General features: G+C 63.7%; 19 protein-coding genes. 13 read left to right on the top strand and 6 right to left on the bottom strand.

All coding sequences use genetic code 11. The annotated features are described in order from the left end of the window. Positions 1-184: 184 nt before the first annotated feature. Together GGD40_RS29595 and GGD40_RS29590 are read left to right on the top strand one after the other, a co-directional pair. Entirely contained in the window at positions 185-1,684 is a 1,500-nt protein-coding gene (locus tag GGD40_RS29595) for a cryptochrome/photolyase family protein (RefSeq protein ID WP_179746044.1), read from the top strand. A 56-nt stretch (positions 1,685-1,740) separates the two neighbouring features. Continuing rightward, the gene (locus GGD40_RS29590) at positions 1,741-2,199 is read left to right on the top strand and encodes a TspO/MBR family protein (protein WP_179746043.1); all 459 of its coding nucleotides are present in this window, start codon (positions 1,741-1,743) and stop codon (positions 2,197-2,199) included. 96 nt (positions 2,200-2,295) lie between these two features. On the opposite strand, the gene GGD40_RS29585 is transcribed toward GGD40_RS29590, so the two are convergent. Both GGD40_RS29585 and GGD40_RS29580 read right to left on the bottom strand, forming a co-directional pair. Next, complete coding sequence (locus tag GGD40_RS29585; protein WP_179710883.1) at positions 2,296-2,475, bottom strand: DUF3563 family protein; 180 nt, start codon at positions 2,473-2,475, stop codon at positions 2,296-2,298. A gap of 106 nt (positions 2,476-2,581) precedes the next feature. Next, on the bottom strand, positions 2,582-3,775 hold the full coding sequence (locus tag GGD40_RS29580; RefSeq protein ID WP_179746042.1) for an extracellular catalytic domain type 1 short-chain-length polyhydroxyalkanoate depolymerase: 1,194 nt from the start codon (positions 3,773-3,775) through the stop codon (positions 2,582-2,584). Positions 3,776-4,140: 365 nt separating this feature from the next. Between GGD40_RS29580 and GGD40_RS29575 the strand changes: the two genes are divergently transcribed. The 4 genes from GGD40_RS29575 to GGD40_RS29560 all read left to right on the top strand — a co-directional run bounded on the left by GGD40_RS29575 (position 4,141) and on the right by GGD40_RS29560 (position 7,173). Then, positions 4,141-4,842 carry a phosphatase PAP2 family protein gene (locus tag GGD40_RS29575; protein WP_179746041.1) on the top strand — a complete coding sequence of 234 codons (702 nt, stop codon included), beginning with the start codon at positions 4,141-4,143 and terminating at the stop codon, positions 4,840-4,842. A 138-nt stretch (positions 4,843-4,980) separates the two neighbouring features. Beyond that, positions 4,981-5,754, top strand: a complete 774-nt coding sequence (gene modA / locus GGD40_RS29570) for a molybdate ABC transporter substrate-binding protein (RefSeq protein ID WP_179746040.1) — start codon at positions 4,981-4,983, stop codon at positions 5,752-5,754. Between the two features lie 41 nt (positions 5,755-5,795). Next, complete coding sequence (modB, locus tag GGD40_RS29565) at positions 5,796-6,470, top strand: molybdate ABC transporter permease subunit (RefSeq protein WP_035561113.1); 675 nt, start codon at positions 5,796-5,798, stop codon at positions 6,468-6,470. Position 6,471: 1 nt separating this feature from the next. Beyond that, positions 6,472-7,173, top strand: a complete 702-nt coding sequence (locus GGD40_RS29560; RefSeq protein ID WP_179746039.1) for a sulfate/molybdate ABC transporter ATP-binding protein — start codon at positions 6,472-6,474, stop codon at positions 7,171-7,173. A gap of 33 nt (positions 7,174-7,206) precedes the next feature. Here GGD40_RS29560 and GGD40_RS29555 read toward each other — a convergent pair whose 3' ends face one another. Further along, the gene (locus GGD40_RS29555) at positions 7,207-8,043 is read right to left on the bottom strand and encodes a TOBE domain-containing protein (RefSeq protein ID WP_179746038.1); all 837 of its coding nucleotides are present in this window, start codon (positions 8,041-8,043) and stop codon (positions 7,207-7,209) included. Positions 8,044-8,273: 230 nt separating this feature from the next. Here GGD40_RS29555 and GGD40_RS29550 point away from each other — a divergent pair, with 230 nt between their 5' ends. After that, positions 8,274-9,068 carry an SDR family NAD(P)-dependent oxidoreductase gene (locus GGD40_RS29550; protein ID WP_179747091.1) on the top strand — a complete coding sequence of 265 codons (795 nt, stop codon included), beginning with the start codon at positions 8,274-8,276 and terminating at the stop codon, positions 9,066-9,068. A 132-nt stretch (positions 9,069-9,200) separates the two neighbouring features. Here the strand turns inward: GGD40_RS29550 and GGD40_RS29545 are convergent, their stop codons facing one another. Beyond that, positions 9,201-9,584 carry a tautomerase family protein gene (locus GGD40_RS29545; protein ID WP_179746037.1) on the bottom strand — a complete coding sequence of 128 codons (384 nt, stop codon included), beginning with the start codon at positions 9,582-9,584 and terminating at the stop codon, positions 9,201-9,203. 100 nt (positions 9,585-9,684) lie between these two features. On the opposite strand from GGD40_RS29545, the gene GGD40_RS29540 reads away from it, so the two are divergent. The 4 genes from GGD40_RS29540 to GGD40_RS29525 all read left to right on the top strand — a co-directional run bounded on the left by GGD40_RS29540 (position 9,685) and on the right by GGD40_RS29525 (position 12,306). Then, a complete protein-coding gene (locus GGD40_RS29540) occupies positions 9,685-10,536 on the top strand; it encodes a LysR family transcriptional regulator (RefSeq protein WP_179710899.1) in 852 nt (283 codons plus the stop codon). Positions 10,537-10,593: 57 nt separating this feature from the next. After that, positions 10,594-10,836 (top strand): DUF4160 domain-containing protein, encoded by a 243-nt coding sequence (locus tag GGD40_RS29535; protein ID WP_176061130.1) that lies wholly within the window; start codon positions 10,594-10,596, stop codon positions 10,834-10,836. Next, a complete protein-coding gene (locus GGD40_RS29530; protein ID WP_176061053.1) occupies positions 10,833-11,234 on the top strand; it encodes a DUF2442 domain-containing protein in 402 nt (133 codons plus the stop codon). Before GGD40_RS29535 ends, GGD40_RS29530 begins: the two co-directional genes overlap by 4 nt. 148 nt (positions 11,235-11,382) lie before the next feature. After that, positions 11,383-12,306 (top strand): HTH-type transcriptional regulator ArgP, encoded by a 924-nt coding sequence (locus GGD40_RS29525; protein WP_179746036.1) that lies wholly within the window; start codon positions 11,383-11,385, stop codon positions 12,304-12,306. A 30-nt stretch (positions 12,307-12,336) separates the two neighbouring features. Here GGD40_RS29525 and GGD40_RS29520 read toward each other — a convergent pair whose 3' ends face one another. Beyond that, on the bottom strand, positions 12,337-13,020 hold the full coding sequence (locus GGD40_RS29520; protein ID WP_179746035.1) for a hypothetical protein: 684 nt from the start codon (positions 13,018-13,020) through the stop codon (positions 12,337-12,339). 113 nt (positions 13,021-13,133) lie between these two features. On the opposite strand from GGD40_RS29520, the gene GGD40_RS29515 reads away from it, so the two are divergent. Next, entirely contained in the window at positions 13,134-13,571 is a 438-nt protein-coding gene (locus tag GGD40_RS29515) for an MbcA/ParS/Xre antitoxin family protein (protein WP_179710905.1), read from the top strand. Further along, a complete protein-coding gene (locus GGD40_RS29510; RefSeq protein ID WP_179746034.1) occupies positions 13,568-14,269 on the top strand; it encodes an RES family NAD+ phosphorylase in 702 nt (233 codons plus the stop codon). The genes GGD40_RS29515 and GGD40_RS29510 overlap by 4 nt, the downstream gene beginning before the upstream one ends. Before the next feature lie 73 nt (positions 14,270-14,342). On the opposite strand, the gene GGD40_RS29505 is transcribed toward GGD40_RS29510, so the two are convergent. Next, positions 14,343-15,080, bottom strand: coding sequence for a metallophosphoesterase (locus GGD40_RS29505; RefSeq protein ID WP_176061050.1), 738 nt, complete (start codon positions 15,078-15,080; stop codon positions 14,343-14,345). Positions 15,081-15,199 lie beyond the last annotated feature (119 nt).

Below are 15,199 nucleotides of genomic sequence, written 5' to 3'. Positions count from 1 at the left end.
GGCAAACCGCGCCGCCGCGAACAGCGCCCGCTCCCTGCACAATAGGGGCGGGCGTTTTGTCGTTTCTGGACGCGGCACGCAATGTGCGACGACAATCCGATCCTCTAACGCGCTGGCGCTGGCGCGTCAGACCGCGCTTTGGACGCCAGCCACAGCAACCTTCACCCAACTCTTCTCGCACCCGATGACACGCGTCCGACGACTGAACGACTCCTTCGAAACCGGTCTGGTCTGGTTCCGCCGCGACCTGCGCGGCACGGACAACGCCGCGCTTTACTACGCGCTCAAACATTGTGAACAGGTGTGGTGCGTGTTCGTGTTCGACACGACGATCCTTCAGCCGCTAGTCGACGCCTGGCAGGCGCGTCGTCCGGATACTCCCGTGCAGGACCGCCGCATCGAGTTCATTCTGGCGGCGCTGGGCGAACTGGACGAGGCGCTGCGCGCCGAGGGTGGCGGCCTGATCGTGCTGTATGGCGATCCGGCCGAACTGGTGCCGAAGCTTGCCGACCAGCTCGGCGTGGACGCGGTGTTCGCGAATCACGATTACGAGCCCGTGGCAATCGCACGCGACGACACGGTGCAAGAACGTCTCGCCGACGCCGGACGCCAATTGCTGACCTTCAAGGATCAGGTGATCTTTGAGCGCGACGAGGTGCTAACTGGCCAGAAGAAGCCGTTCACCGTGTTCACGCCGTACAAGAACGCATGGCTCAAGCAATTGACGGCATTCGATTTGAAGCCGTATCCGGTGGAAACCTACGCGGAACATCTGGCCACGCCGCCGGCTGCGCTGGATCGGCAATTGCCGACACTTAAGCAGCTTGGTTTCGCGCCGAGCAATCTCGCGGAACTGGCGCTGCCCACCGGCGTGAGCGGCGCGCAGCAGCTACTCGACGATTTCATGACCCGCATCGACAGCTACGCCGACCGGCGCGACTTTCCCGCGTCCAAGGGCCCAAGCTATCTGTCGATGCATTTGCGCTTCGGCACAGTCTCGATTCGCACGCTCGCGCGCCTCGCCCACGAGATGTCGCTGCAGCCCGACGGCCAAGGCTCGGCCACGTGGTTATCGGAACTGATCTGGCGGGATTTTTACTTCATGATCCTGGCGCATCATCCGCGACTGGCAAGCGGCGCGTCGTTCAAGGAAGAGTACGACCGGCTGCGCTGGGAACAAGGTCCGGAAGCGGACGAGGCATTCGCCGCGTGGTGCGATGGCCGCACCGGTTATCCGCTGGTCGATGCCGCGATGCTGCAACTGAACCGCACGGGCTACATGCACAACCGCTTGCGGATGGTCACGGCGAGTTTTCTCGTGAAGGATCTGGGAGTGGACTGGCGGCTCGGCGAGCGCTATTTCGCTGAGCAACTGAACGACTTCGATTTTTCGGCGAATAACGGCGGCTGGCAGTGGGCGGCGTCGACGGGATGCGATGCACAGCCGTATTTCCGGATCTTCAACCCGATCACGCAGTCCGAAAAATTCGATGCCGAAGGGCGTTTCATCAAACGCTATCTGCCCGAACTGGCAAAGCTGCCGCCCAAATGGATCCATGCACCGTGGCTAGCTGGCACGGAACGGCTTGCGGAATTCGGGGTGGTGTTGGGCGAGGATTATCCCGCGCCGATCGTCGATCATGCGGAAGCGCGAGCCCGTACGCTGGCTCGTTTCGGCAAGTGAGTGCTCGCGCACGTCATTGGGATTGAATTGAAAATGCCTACATGGAGGCAACCGGAATGCGTCGTCTGCCGTCGCTGATCGTATTTCTGCTGTTGACGCTGGCCACCGCATTAGTCGCGAGCCAGTTTCTACCTGACGCCTGGTACGCAGCGCTGCAAAAGCCTGCGTTCAATCCGCCGAACTGGGTGTTTCCGCCGGCGTGGTCGGTGCTGTATGTGCTGATGGCAATTGCCGCGTGGCGCGTGTGGAAACGCGATGGGCTAAGCGCCGCGATTGTCTTATGGGCCGTTCAACTGCTGTTCAACGCAGCATGGATGTGGCTTTTCTTCGGGCTGCATCGACCAGACATGGCGTTGGTCGATATCGCGATACTGCTGGTCTTGATCGCCGTGCTGACATTTGCGTTCTGGCGACGGGACCGCTGGGCAGGTGGACTGCTCGTGCCCTATGTAGCTTGGGTGGTGTTCGCCGCGGCGTTGAATCACGCGTTGTGGCAATTGAATCCGGCTGTGTAGGCGTGTCTCGGCGTGGCTGAGTGCACGTAACAGCTTGGGCGCTTCACCCCGAACATCGGTGTCTGCGTTCGCACCGATGCTTCAACTTTGCGCAGCTTAGTGCTGCTGGCTCATCCACGACGGTTGACGCGGGTTCGCTTCGCGGTCGAGCTTGCGCATACGGAATTCCAGATCGTACAGATCGGTGGCTTCGGCGAGGAAAGCGTCGGCGCGTTCTTTCGCGAGTTGATCGGGCGATTTGGTCAGAAACAGGAACAGGCGGCTAAGCAGGTACATGGTCAACCTCGACAATGAGTGTTAGGCGTTAACGCCTAAGGGATAACCCCTATTATAGGGAAAACCCTAAATCCGTGCCACTCATTTCAAAAATGTTGATCCAATGTCACCGCACACCAGCGGACATCGCTGCGACAGGGCTTTCCGACGATCGACCGGCGCCCACGCGGCGCTGATGCTTGAAAAATTCCCACACCATGGCGCTCGCATCAGGGCCTTTGGCGGAATGAAACGGGATAACGTCGTCGCCGCCGCTCCACGCATGGGCGAGCCCTTGCACGCGACACAGCCGCACCACCCGCCGTCCGCTGCGAATGTAGTCGCGCATCACGACGCCGCCTTTGCGTTCTTCGCGCACTTCGCCGGATTTACGCTCGCCGTTCGCGTCGACGATACGGTTCAAGCGGAGGAACTGCTCTGCCAGTTGGTCCGCATTGACCGGCGACACCACATGGTCGGCGTCGCCGTGAACGATAATCGCCGGCATGCCCGGATAGTTCGCCACATCGACCAGTGCGTCGACCAGTTCAGCCGGTTCACCTCGCGCGCCGCGCCGCATCACATCCATGGCGGCGATACCTGAGCGTGCTTCGCCGAAAGCGGGGCCGGAATGCAGTGCCACCGCCGCGAAATGGTCCGGATAATTGAGCGCCAGCAACGCGGTCAGCCCTGCTCCGGCCGAAATACCCGCGACATACACGCGTTCGCTGTCGAAACCATGCTGCGCGATCAGCGCATCCACCAACGACACCACGGCGCGCGCCTCCGCGCCGCCGGCGCTTTCGCTAGCGTCGTACCAATGCCAGCAGCGATGCGAATGCACATGCTTCGACTGTTCGGGATACACCACGGCAAAGCCGAAGCGGTCGGCGAGCACGTTCATCCGCGTGCCTTCGGCGAATTCGTCGATCGACTGGGTACAGCCGTGCAGCATCACGACCAGCGGCATGGATTCGAGCGCATGCCCGGACGGAATGTACAAGCCGTACTGAAGATGGTTGACCAGCCGTCCGGGCGCGGCGGGCGCCGAATGGAACGAGCGTGTCCATGCGCCGCTCGCCCACGCCGACGCGCGCGGCCGCACCCGCGATTCCCGCGCGGCAGGCCGCGGCGTCTCCCGCTTCGCCGGCGTGCGCACCGCAGCGGCCTTGAGCGGACGAACCTTCGCCGAAGCCTTGCTGGTGGCAGCCCGGGTCGGCCGTGCCGGCGTGCGCTTGGCAGCTTTGTGAAGGGGCTCGGCCTGGATGGCCAGCAGTCGCTTGAGACCGCGCAGCCAGATCTTCGATAGACTTTTTGCCATCGGCGGTAACCTCGCAAAAAGGGACAGGATCCGTCCGATAGAACGGGAATGGTATTTCGTTGTGCAATGCACAATAACACCATTCCTCATGCGATGCTGGAGGCATGGACCACGTTCAATCCGCGAAATTTCCGCCCGGCGAACCTTGTCGCGAACTCGGCGTCAAACCGCGTCAGGGCTTGTTCGCCAGCCAACGTCCGGCGCCGGAAAGCGTCGCGCGCGGCGGGACCGCCCCGCAGCACCCGTCTATACTGGCGGTTAATTCTTTGACGTGCGAGGCAGCGCCAGGTCGGCGATTCGTGCCGTTCGCGCGTTAACCATTCACTACCAACCGATTCTACGCGGCCTGGGTCGCGCTTCTTGCCATGCCCGATTTACCCGTTCATCTGTGGTACGCGATTACCAGCCTCGGCGGCGCCGGCATGACGCTGCCGCTCGCGTTCGCCATCGCGCTGTGGCTGGCCGTCGGCTATTCGTGGCGCATGGCAGCGGGCTGGCTGCTGGTGCTGGGCGCGGCCATCGGCGTGACGACCGTGACCAAGCTGGCCTTCCTCGGCTGGGGCGTGGGCGTGCGCGAACTGGATTTCACCGGTGTCAGCGGTCACGCCATGCTCTCCACCGCGGTCTATCCGGTCGCGCTGTTCTTAATGCTGCTGCCGTCGCGGCCGGCCATCCGTTTGCTCGGCGTGTTGCTCGGCCTGGCCGCCGGTATCGCGGTGGGGTTGTCGCGCGTCGTGCTGAGCGCTCACTCGCCCTCTGAAGCCATTACCGGCTGTCTGGTCGGCGCGCTCGCCGCGCTGCTGTTCGTGCGTATGGCGTGGCATGCCGAACCCGGCCGTCTGTCGGCGCTGCCCGTCACCGCGAGTCTGATGATCCTCGCGCTGCTGATGCACGGCGTTCATGTGCCCACGCAACGTTGGGTCACGCATATCGCGCTGAAGGTGTCCGGCCATGAGCGGCCGTTCATCCGCGCCAAGTGGCGGGCCGTGCGCGATGTCCGCCCGGCCACTACGCCGCTGTCGCAAACGCTCAATACCCTCACGCCGCCGCGTTCATCCCACGTTTAACACGCCGACCCGTTGCCGCATCACGCATCGGGTTATGCGCACAGTTGAATAACCGTCATGGTTACCGTTATAACCTTTCATATATTACGATAGCGTTTTAACCTGCCGCTCCGGTCTGCGCCGGACTCCCAAGCCTCCATGACACTGTCCCGCCGCTTCCTGAAACACGCGCTGTTCGTCGCCAGCGCCTTCTCCCTGGTTGTCAGCGTCAATGCGCGCGCCGATGAACTGGTGGTCTCCGCCGCCGCCAGCCTGACCAACGCCTTCAAGGCCGTCAGCGACGTGTTCGAGCAGCAGCATCCCGGCACCAAGGTCCTGCTCAACTTCGGCGCCTCCGACGTGCTGATGCAGCAAATCGCCAAGGGCGCGCCCGCCGACGTGTTCGCGTCCGCAGATCAGAAAGCCATGGACAAAGCTACCACCGAAAAAGTGATCGTGCCGGCCACGCGCAAGGACTTCGCCGCGAACTCGCTGGTGCTGATCGTGCCGACGGACAGCCACTTCGCGCCGACCGCCATCAACGATCTGGCATCGGCGAACGTGAAACGTGTCGCGTATGGCGATCCGGCTTCCGTGCCGATCGGCCGTTATGCGCAAGGCGCGCTGCAGGCCGCGGGCGTGTGGGGCGCGGTCAGCGCGAAGGCCGTGCTGGCGGCCAACGTGCGTCAAAGCCTCGACTACGTGTCGCGCGGCGAAGTCGACGCCGGCTTCGTCTTCAGCACCGACGCCGCCGTCATGCCGGACAAGGTCAAGGTCGCGCTGAACGTGCCGACGCAAACGCCGATCACCTATCCGATCGCGCAAGTCGAAGGCAGCCGTCACGCGGCCGACGCGCAAGCGTTCATCAGCTTCGTGCTGTCGCCCGCTGGCCAGGCCGTGCTGGCGAAGTACGGCTTCAAACCCGCGCATTAACCGCTACTAGTCAGCACTAGTCACCGAGGCATCGCACGCCCATGCAACAGGCCTGGATTCCGCTCTTGCTGTCGCTCAAAGTAGCGGGCTGGGCCACCGCGCTCAATCTGGTGTTCGGCGTCGCGGCGGGCTTCGGCCTGTCGCGCTGGCGTTCCGGCGCGCGCGATCTGGTCGACTCGCTGCTGACGCTGCCGCTCGTGATGCCGCCCACCGTGCTCGGCTACTACCTGCTCGTGCTGCTCGGGCGGCGCGGCGTGATCGGCAGTTGGCTCGATCGTTTCGATATCCAGTTGGTGTTCACCTGGCAAGGCGCGGTAATCGCGTCGACGGTCGTGGCATTTCCGCTCGTGCTGAAGTCGGCGCGCGCCGCGTTTGAAGCCGTCGATCCGCAACTCGAACGAGCCGCGCGCACGCTCGGCGTCAGCGAAACCGCCGTGTTCTTTCGCGTGACCTTGCCGCTCGCGTCGCGCGGCATTCTGGCGGGCGGGCTGCTGGCGTTCGCCCGCGCGCTCGGCGAATTCGGCGCGACGCTGATGATCGCGGGCAACTTGCCGGGCCGCACGCAGACGCTGTCGGTGGCGGTCTATTCGGCCGTGCAAGCCGGCGACGACAGCACCGCGAATTTCCTCGTGCTCGTGACGTCGGTGACGTGCGTCGTGATCCTGTTGCTGGCCGGCCGCCTCGTGCCGCAGCACACCCTGTTGACGTCCCGCTGACATGCCGCTCGCCGTCGACATCCGCAAGACATTCCAGAGCGCCGAGCGCCGTTTTACGCTCGACGTCGCATTCCAGGCGACCACGCCGCGCGTCGTGCTGTTCGGGCCGTCCGGCGCGGGCAAGAGCCTGACGTTGCAGGCGATTGCCGGCCTGCTGCGCCCCGACGAAGGCGCGATCACGCTGCATGGCGACGCGCTGTTCGACAACGCGCGCGGCATCGATCTGAAACCGCAGGCGCGCAAGATCGCGTATCTGTTTCAGGACTACGCGCTGTTTCCGCATCTCAATGTGCGGCAGAACATCGGTTTCGGTTTGCAGCAGGGTTGGCTCAATCCGCGTGCGCGGTTCGCGCATCCGCAGGTCGATTACTGGCTCGATGCGTTGGAATTGAAGAGCGTGGCCGGGAACCATCCGGCGCAGCTTTCCGGTGGACAGAAGCAGCGCGTCGCACTGGCGCGTGCACTGGTCGCGCAACCGCGGCTGTTGCTGCTGGACGAGCCGTTTTCCGCGCTGGATAGCGCGCTGCGTCAACGCATGCGGCGCGAGTTATCGGACCTGCAAACGCGGCTCGATATTCCAATGGTATTGATCACGCACGATCCCGACGACGTCGCCGCATTCGGCGATCAGGTCGTGCAAGTCAGCGATGGCTGCGTGCGCGAGCATCAGGCGTTTGCGGGCTACGTGCGCAGCGAGCCTTGAATCAGAGCAAAGGCCGGCGCACCGCCCGCCAGCTCAATCCTTCACGCCAAGTATCACGCTCGACGCCTTGAACGCCGCGACAGCAACCGAACCCTCCACCAAGCCCAACGTGTCGACGCTCTCATTGGTCACGACCGCCGTGATCACCGCGCCGCCTTCCAACCCGAGCGATACCTCGGCACTCACCGCCCCGCGTTTCACACTCAGCACCGTGCCGCGCAACTGATTGCGCGCCGACAGCTTGAGCGGCGCGCCGCTTTCGTTCTCGACCAGCAGCACGACCCACGACGCCTTGATCAGCGCGAACGCGGCCGAACCCACTACAAGCCCCAGCGTCTCGGTGCTTTCATGCGTGACCACGGCGACGATTTCGTGCCCGCCGGCCAGCGCCAGCGACACTTCGTCGTTGACGGAGCCGCGCGTCACCGCCGACACCGTGCCGTAAAACTGATTGCGCGCGCTCGTTTTCACGCCGATGCGGCCGATCAGATCCCAATCCGTCGCGAATCCTTCAATCGCCGCGCCTGCGCGCTCCAGAAAGCGCCGATGCTCGCGCTCGACCGCGCGAAACGTCTCGATCAGCTTCACGGCGCGCGGCGTGAGCGTGGTGCCGCCGCCGCCCTTGCCGCCGGTCAGCCGCACGACGAGCGGCTCGCCGGCGAGGTTGTTCATCGTGTCGACGGCGTCCCACGCGCCCTTGTAGCTCATGCCGACGGCTTTCGCCGCGCTGGTGATCGAGCCGGTTTCGCCGATCGCCGCGAGCAGCGCGATCCGCGACGCGCCGCCGAGCGTTTGCGCGCCCGCCTGAAACCAGACGGAACCGCCGAGTTCAAGGGGTTCGTGGGAAGGATCGGTGTGGTCGGTTGTCATGGCGAGAAACGGTGGTGGAAGGCGAATGGACAGCAACGAAAACAGCAACAAGGACAGCGAATCATTATAACGACGCAAACGCGCGCCACCGCCCGCCAGCCTGGCACGCAGCCGGCCTCGAAAACGGAACCGTGGAATACTTTCTGCTCGATGCCTCGGGCACCGTCCTTCCCTATTTCCGGCGCGGCCACTTCCGGCTCACGCGTTGCAACGTCGACAAGGAGCACACAGTGAACATCGATCTAACGGGCAAGACCGCTATCGTCAGCGCCTCCACCGCGGGGATCGGCTTGGCTATCGCCACCGGCATCGCCGCGGCGGGCGCGCGGACGGTCGTCAACGGACGCAAGCAGGACGCCGTAGACAGCGCCATCGAAGCTATTCTCAAAACGGCGCCGCACGCGCAGTTGCAAGGCTTCGCCGGCGACCTCAGCAGTCAGGCCGGCTGCGACGCGCTGACGAAAGCCGTGCCGCAGGCGGACATTCTGGTGAACAACCTCGGCGTCTTCGGACCCGGCGACATTTTCTCCACGCCAGACGACGATTGGGCGCGCTACTTCGAAGTCAACGTCATGTCGGGCGTGCGACTCACGCGGCACTATCTGAAGGGGATGATGGAGCGCAAATGGGGACGCGTGGTGTTCATCTCGTCGGAATCGGGGTTGAACATTCCGCCGGATATGCTGGCTTATGGGTTTTCGAAGACCGCGCAGTTGAGCATTGCGCGTGGCATCGCCAAGCAGGCGGCCGGCAGCGGCGTGACGGTGAATTCCGTGTTGCCCGGACCGACGCTGTCAGACGGATTCCGTTCGATGGTGGAAGACACCGCGCGCGAGCAAGGCAAAACCGTCGAACAGGTCGCCACCGAATTCGTGCGCGCGCACCGCAGCAGTTCGATCATCCAACGCGCGGCCAGCACCGAGGAAGTGGCCAACATGGTCGTGTACGTGTGCTCGCCGCAGGCTTCGGCGACCACCGGCGCGGCGCTGCGTGTGGACGGTGGGGTCATCGATACGATTGCTTGACTGCAGCGCTTTTCGCGGCCCAACAACGAACGGGCGGCACGGTCGAACTCGGCTCCATAAAGCGAGCCGAATCGACCATGCCGCCCGTTTCGCGTCGCGAAGCTTCCCGCTACGACTCGCGCTCCGCGTTGCTCAAAGCGCGTACTGCGCGATCCCGTTGCCGAACGACCAATTCTCCTTCAGCACCTCGACGAGATTGATAAACACATCTTCTCGTCGTAGCCCCGGCGACTCCGCCAGTTCATCCGCCATGCGCTTGTACAGCGCCTTTTTCTGCTCGATCGTGCGCGTGTTGTTGAACGTGATCTGAACGATCACCAGATTGTCGCTGCGCTCGACGTTCAGATACTGGTTGTCGTACACAAAATTGTCGGCGTCGTGCTCGGTGATCAACATGAAGATGTCGTCCTTCGGCACGTTGCAGGTCTCCACCAGCGAGCGCTGGATGCTCTGCGTCAGCGCCTTCCGGTATTCAGCCGGCTTGCCGGCGCGCAATGCAATTCGTGTGAGCGGCATGATGAATCTCCTTGGTTGCAGTGATTGGGTAAACACAGCTTAGGCGCGCTCAGTCATAATAAACAGACATCATTGATGATTTCATCTATATTGAATTGAAATGAAAGTACTTGATCTCGACGCGGTCCGCGCATTCGTTCTGGTCGCCGATCTGCGCAGCTTCACGCGCGCGGCGGATGCGCTCGGCACCACGCAATCGGCCGTGAGCCTCAAGCTCAAGCGGCTGGAAGCGCATCTGGGCAAGCAGTTGCTGGAGCGCACGCCTCGCGTGGTGCGCCTTTCCGGCGACGGCAACGCGTTTCTCGGCGCGGCACGCGACCTGTTGAACGCGCATGAACGGGCGCTGGGTTCGCTGTCGGTGGAACGTCGCCGGTTGGTGCTGGGGCTGAGCGAGCATGTCGCGGGGCCCGAGTTGCCGCAGTTGCTCGGCAGGCTCAATGCGCAGGATCCGGGACTGGTGGTGGAACTGCACATGGGGACGTCGACCGCGCTGCTCGCGCAATTCGACGAGCGGCGGCTCGACGCGGTGATCGTCCGTTATGGTCCGGACGAGCCCCCGCGCGACGATACGCAGGTGCTCTTCAGCGAACCGCTCGGCTGGCTGGCTACACCGGAATGGCTGCCGCGCGTCGGCGAGCCGTTAGCGCTGGCCTTGCTCAGCCCGCCGTGCAACGTGCGCGAAGTGGCGCTGCGCGCGTTGGCGGAGGCGGGGATCGCGTGGCAGGAGGTGTTCGTCGGCGGCGGTGTCGCGGCGGTCGGTGCAGCGGTCGCGGCGGGGTTGGCGGTGTCGCCGCTCGCGAGCCGGGTCGCGCCGCGCGGTCTGGTCGATGTCGGCGAGCGGCTCGGCTTGCCACTGCTGCCGGAGTCGCGGGTGACGCTGCATTCGCGGGTTCGGGATCCGCGTTCGGTCGAGACGTTGCGGCTGGTGACGCATGGGTTGGCGAGCGCTTGAGCGCATACGCACGGGTTATCGTAAAAACCCAAGCGGCTACGGTATATAATCGTGAGCATGCCCATCATTGCCCGGATCGACGGGCTGGTCGTGGTGATTTACCCTCACGATCACGCTCCGCCACATGTTCATGTTCTCGGTCCGGATGGTGAGATTATCTTTATCTTGAATTGTCCCGAGGGCCCGGTGTCGATCCGCGAGGCTCGAGGGTATTCAGAACGCGAAGCGCGCCGACTGGCAAAACGCATTAACGAAATGGTGCCGTTCCTGTGCTCCGCATGGAAAGGAATCCACTCATGAACAGCAGCGAAGAATGGCGGCTTGCTCAGGAACGTGGCGCCGCAACCGCTAGGCGTCCCGCCGCGCTCGGCGCGAAATATAAGCCGCGCACCAAGCGTCTCGACATCACACTGACCAATGGCATTTCTCTGCTCGTCCCGGTCGCTTTCATCGAGGGTTTGCACAACGCTGCGCCCGCAGATCTACGCGAGATAGAAATTTTCGGCCTCGGTTCTGCGCTTGTATTTCCGGCGCTCGACGTCGTGGTGTCGGTGCACGGTTTGATCGACGGCGTATTCGGCTCGAAAGCATGGATGCGCGATATCGGCCGCAGCGGTGGCAGCGTCAAGTCCGAAGCGAAGTCGGCGGCAGCACGCGAAAACGGCAAGAAAGGCGGTCGGCCGCGCAAAGCGGCTTGACTTGAGATCGTCCGAAGCGATCGTTAGACGCGCAATGCATTCAACCGCGGCGCCGAGCGGCTGGACCGAGCCGTCGCGCGGCTTCGCGTCCGTTCGTGGAGCAGCCCGTCGCGCCGTTCGGCGTCACCTCCTATAAAAAGGGCATTTCGTGGACCTCGACCCCCGACAAACCGCCGCCGTGCGCGCGGTCATCGAAACCGGCAGTTTCGAGCAGGCCGCCGTGCGGCTGAATCTCACGTCGTCGGCGGTATCGCAGCGGGTGCGGGCGCTCGAAACGCGCCTCGGCAATCCGCTGATCGTGCGCACGCGCCCATGCCGCGCCACGCAGATGGGCCAGCGCCTGCTGCAATTTCTACGGCGCGCCGCGCTGCTCGAAGACGACTTCGCCAGCGATCTGGCGGGTGCCAACGAGGCGCTGCTGAGCGTCGCCGCCGCCGTCAACGCGGACACGCTATCCACGTGGTTTTTCCCCGCGCTCTCGGACATCCTGCTGCAGGAAAACGTGCTGCTGGACCTGACCGTCGACGATCAGGACCACACCCACGCGCTGCTCGCGTCGGGTCTTGCGATCGGCTGCATCACCACCGAACCCGCGCCGATGCGCGGCTGCTTCGCCGAACGGCTCGGAGCGATGCGCTACCGGATGGTGGCGTCAGCGGCGTTTGTCGAGCGCTGGTTTCCGAATGGGTTGACGCGTGACAGCGCGCGGCGCGCGCCGGTGATCCTGTCCTCACGCAAGGACGCGTTGCAGGCGCGTTTTCTCGAAACGCGCTTCGGCCTGCCGCCGGAGGCGTATCCGTGCCATTACGTGCCCGCGCCGGTCCCGCGTTACATGGCGATCCAGCGCGGCCTCGCGTATGGGATGGTGCCGGAGCTGGAATTCGGCGACGCCGTGGAGCGCGGCGAGCTGGTCGACCTGGCGCCGAAACAACCCACCGACGTCGAGTTGTACTGGCACGCGTGGAAGGTGCAGTCGCCGCGTCTGGAAAAGCTGTCGGCGCGGATCGTGGAACTAGGCCGTACGGCGTTGGGACCGCCGGAGACCAAGGCTAAACGCAAACGCGCCAGCTGAAATCGAGAGACGCGCCGGCTGAAATCGAGCTCAGTGAAGAATCGGCGGCAACGAGCCGCTGCTGGCGGTCGCCGGATTGGTGGACGTGGCGGCCATCGCCGCCGGACTGGCGCTAACGTTTGCGTTTTGAACCGGCGCACTGGCTTGAGTTACTGCCGGTTTCGTCACTGCCGGTTTCGCCGCAACCTTGGCCGCGTGCGGACGCGTCGCATGTCCTTGAACCAGATTGGCGTGGGTGACCTTGCCCTGCCCTGATTTCGCCGTCACCAGTTGCGCATGCGGCTTCTTACCCTGCGCCATCACAGCTGCTTTCGGCTTCTTGGGCTTGCCTGTAGTGCCCAGCGCTTTGACGGTTCCTTTTGTACTGCCCTTCGCCGTCACCTTCTTCACCGCACCATGCGTCGCCGGCTTGCCACCTTTGCCTGACACCGATGCCGACGCCACGCGCTGCACCCCATGCTGAGCGCTCGCCGTATGCCTGGAAGCGGTTTTTGACGCCGTCTTCGACGAGGCGACCTTCGCCCCCGTTTTGGAACCCTCCTTCGAACCGCCCGAAGCCTTAACCACCTTCGCAACCTTCTTCGTCTTCCCGGCCTGTTTGGCCGCATGCCCCGACGCTTCGGGCGGATTCCACGTTTCCGCATAACCCGCAGCCACCGCCGCACCCGACACACACCACACGGCCAGCGCCGCTGCTACTACTCGAACCCACATCTCCTGCTTCTCCTGATCTGCCACTGTCTAACGAGCTGGGGATTATATTCCCTTGCAAAAATCCATATCTAGACTATTATCTATATTAAGTACACAAAAGGACTTACCCGCTCATGGCTCACGCCGCCCGCGCTTCCCAGCCCGACGTGCCGATTCGACGGCCCGCTTCGCCCCCTTCGCTAACAGAAATGTCCGCGGCGGGTTTGCGCGCTTTCTTCAACATCGCACGCGACTGGGACTTGAGCGCCGAAGAGCAGATCGTGCTGCTCGGCTCACCGGGCCGCTCCACCTTCTTCAAATGGAAAGCGGCGCCTGAAACGGCCCGCGTCGGGCGCGATACGCTCGAACGCCTGTCGCTGCTGCTCGGCATCTACAAGGCGCTGCAAATCCTGCTGCCGCAAGCCGGCGCCGCCGACTCCTGGATCAAGCGCCCCAACAGCGCGCCGCCATTCGGCGGGCGTCGCGCGCTAGACCGCATGCTGGCCGGCAACATTAGCGATCTCGTGGCCGTGCGCCAGTATCTCGACGCAATGCGAGGCGGCTGGGCGTGACACAACCGCAATGGCAGGACCGCTGGCGCGCGGCGCGGCTCGACTGGTCGCCCGCCTATCGGGTGATTCCCACACGTTTTCCGGCCGTCAATCTGTTCGACCGGGTGGCATCGCCGCAAGATTTCGATGCGTTGTACGCGCTCGAGGCGATGACCAACGACCGTCTGCGCACCGAGGTCGGCGATCTCAATCTGGTGCCGTACGAAGAGCGCCAATTCGGGCCCGGCTACGGACCGATCATGGCCGCGTTGACGCATCTGAATCCGCTCGGCAGCCGCTTTTCCGACGGCAGCTACGGCGTGTTTTATTGCGCCCGCTCTCGCGCCACCGCAATCGCCGAAACGCGGTATCACACGGGCAAATTTCTGGAGGCGACCGCCGAGGCGCCCATGCGTCAGCAAATGCGTCTCTACACGGTTATCGCGCAAGGCAACGTGGTGGATATTCGCGGCGATGCATCGCTGGATCTCGCGGTGCTGTTGCCGGACGATTATCTGCCCGGGCAATCGCTCGGCCGCGCGGTGCGCGAAGCGGGGGCGCCAGGCATTGCGTATCCGTCGGTGCGAGACCCGGACGGCGAATGTCTCGCCGCGTTCAAAACGACACTGCTGCGCGCCTGTCATCACGCCGCTTATCTGGAATACAACTGGAACGGCACGGGCGTGGATATGGTGTTCGAACTCAACCAGGTGGGTTGATACCCAGGCGGTTGAATCCGAAAAAAACGCTAAGGCACGCATGAAAGCGCAAGCGAGCGCCAGGCGAACAGCGTCAAGGCAACGCCAACGCCGCCGCGCCATCGGCACGCGCGTCTTCGGTCGAGACCGACCAGCGCCGCAATGCCTGCGGCTCCACGATCGTCAACTTGCCACTCGGCCCGAACGCGCCGGTGTCGATGAACACCTGCGAGCCGATCTGCTGGATATCGCGCATCGGCGTATGGCCGCAATACGTCAGCGAGAGACCGCGTTGACGCCCGGGATCGCTATTGCCCAAAGCGAGGCCACGCCCCCACAGCAACTGCTGACGAGTGTCGGCGGAAAAATTCCCTGCATCGAGTTCGGCATCCGAGCCGAAGAATTCGGCATGCAGAATATTGAAGCGCTCCTTACCGCTGCCCACCACCCGCACGAGCGGCAATGTGCGCAATTGCTCCGCATAGTGCTGCAAGCGTTCGTCGGGCAAATCCGCCGCCCACGCGCCGCCAATGCCATACCACCACTGACGCCGCATGCGGCCGTCCGCAACACCGCACAGCGTGTCTTCGTGATTGCCGAGCACCGGGAAGAACCACGCCTTGTCGAGCAGCGCCAGCGCCTGTTCGGAATGCTCGCCGCGATCCACCAGATCGCCGACCGAGAACAGCCGGTCGCGCGCGGGATCGAACGCGATGGTGCGCAGCAGATAGCGCAATGCATCGACGCAGCCATGCAGATCGCCGACCACGAAATCGCGGCCGCTCGCATTGGCCGAATGATGCTGAACGGGGTTGACGAGTACGGAAGCCATGGACCCATGATAATGCGACAGGCACGCGCCTGTATGCGCGTTGCCCATCGTATCCGGGCGCTCCAAACGGCGAAATTGATGCAAATCGACGCCAAAACCGCGTGTTTCCGGAAGCCCTC

The sequence above is a fragment of the Paraburkholderia bryophila genome (genome assembly GCF_013409255.1).
Taxonomy (GTDB): domain Bacteria; phylum Pseudomonadota; class Gammaproteobacteria; order Burkholderiales; family Burkholderiaceae; genus Paraburkholderia.
This window is presented reverse-complemented; position numbering and strand designations above follow the sequence as displayed.

Coding starts and splice junctions, on each gene's coding strand:
- GGD40_RS29505 (WP_176061050.1), bottom strand. CDS start 15,080: ATGGCTTCCGTACTCGTCAACCCCGTTCAGCATCATTCGGCCAATGCG.
- GGD40_RS29595 (WP_179746044.1), top strand. CDS start 185: ATGACACGCGTCCGACGACTGAACGACTCCTTCGAAACCGGTCTGGTC.
- GGD40_RS29580 (WP_179746042.1), bottom strand. CDS start 3,775: ATGGCAAAAAGTCTATCGAAGATCTGGCTGCGCGGTCTCAAGCGACTG.
- GGD40_RS29555 (WP_179746038.1), bottom strand. CDS start 8,043: ATGACAACCGACCACACCGATCCTTCCCACGAACCCCTTGAACTCGGC.
- GGD40_RS29590 (WP_179746043.1), top strand. CDS start 1,741: ATGCGTCGTCTGCCGTCGCTGATCGTATTTCTGCTGTTGACGCTGGCC.
- GGD40_RS29540 (WP_179710899.1), top strand. CDS start 9,685: ATGAAAGTACTTGATCTCGACGCGGTCCGCGCATTCGTTCTGGTCGCC.
- GGD40_RS29585 (WP_179710883.1), bottom strand. CDS start 2,475: ATGTACCTGCTTAGCCGCCTGTTCCTGTTTCTGACCAAATCGCCCGAT.
- GGD40_RS29520 (WP_179746035.1), bottom strand. CDS start 13,020: ATGTGGGTTCGAGTAGTAGCAGCGGCGCTGGCCGTGTGGTGTGTGTCG.
- GGD40_RS29515 (WP_179710905.1), top strand. CDS start 13,134: ATGGCTCACGCCGCCCGCGCTTCCCAGCCCGACGTGCCGATTCGACGG.
- GGD40_RS29530 (WP_176061053.1), top strand. CDS start 10,833: ATGAACAGCAGCGAAGAATGGCGGCTTGCTCAGGAACGTGGCGCCGCA.
- GGD40_RS29575 (WP_179746041.1), top strand. CDS start 4,141: ATGCCCGATTTACCCGTTCATCTGTGGTACGCGATTACCAGCCTCGGC.
- GGD40_RS29535 (WP_176061130.1), top strand. CDS start 10,594: ATGCCCATCATTGCCCGGATCGACGGGCTGGTCGTGGTGATTTACCCT.
- GGD40_RS29560 (WP_179746039.1), top strand. CDS start 6,472: ATGCCGCTCGCCGTCGACATCCGCAAGACATTCCAGAGCGCCGAGCGC.
- modA (WP_179746040.1), top strand. CDS start 4,981: ATGACACTGTCCCGCCGCTTCCTGAAACACGCGCTGTTCGTCGCCAGC.
- GGD40_RS29545 (WP_179746037.1), bottom strand. CDS start 9,584: ATGCCGCTCACACGAATTGCATTGCGCGCCGGCAAGCCGGCTGAATAC.
- modB (WP_035561113.1), top strand. CDS start 5,796: ATGCAACAGGCCTGGATTCCGCTCTTGCTGTCGCTCAAAGTAGCGGGC.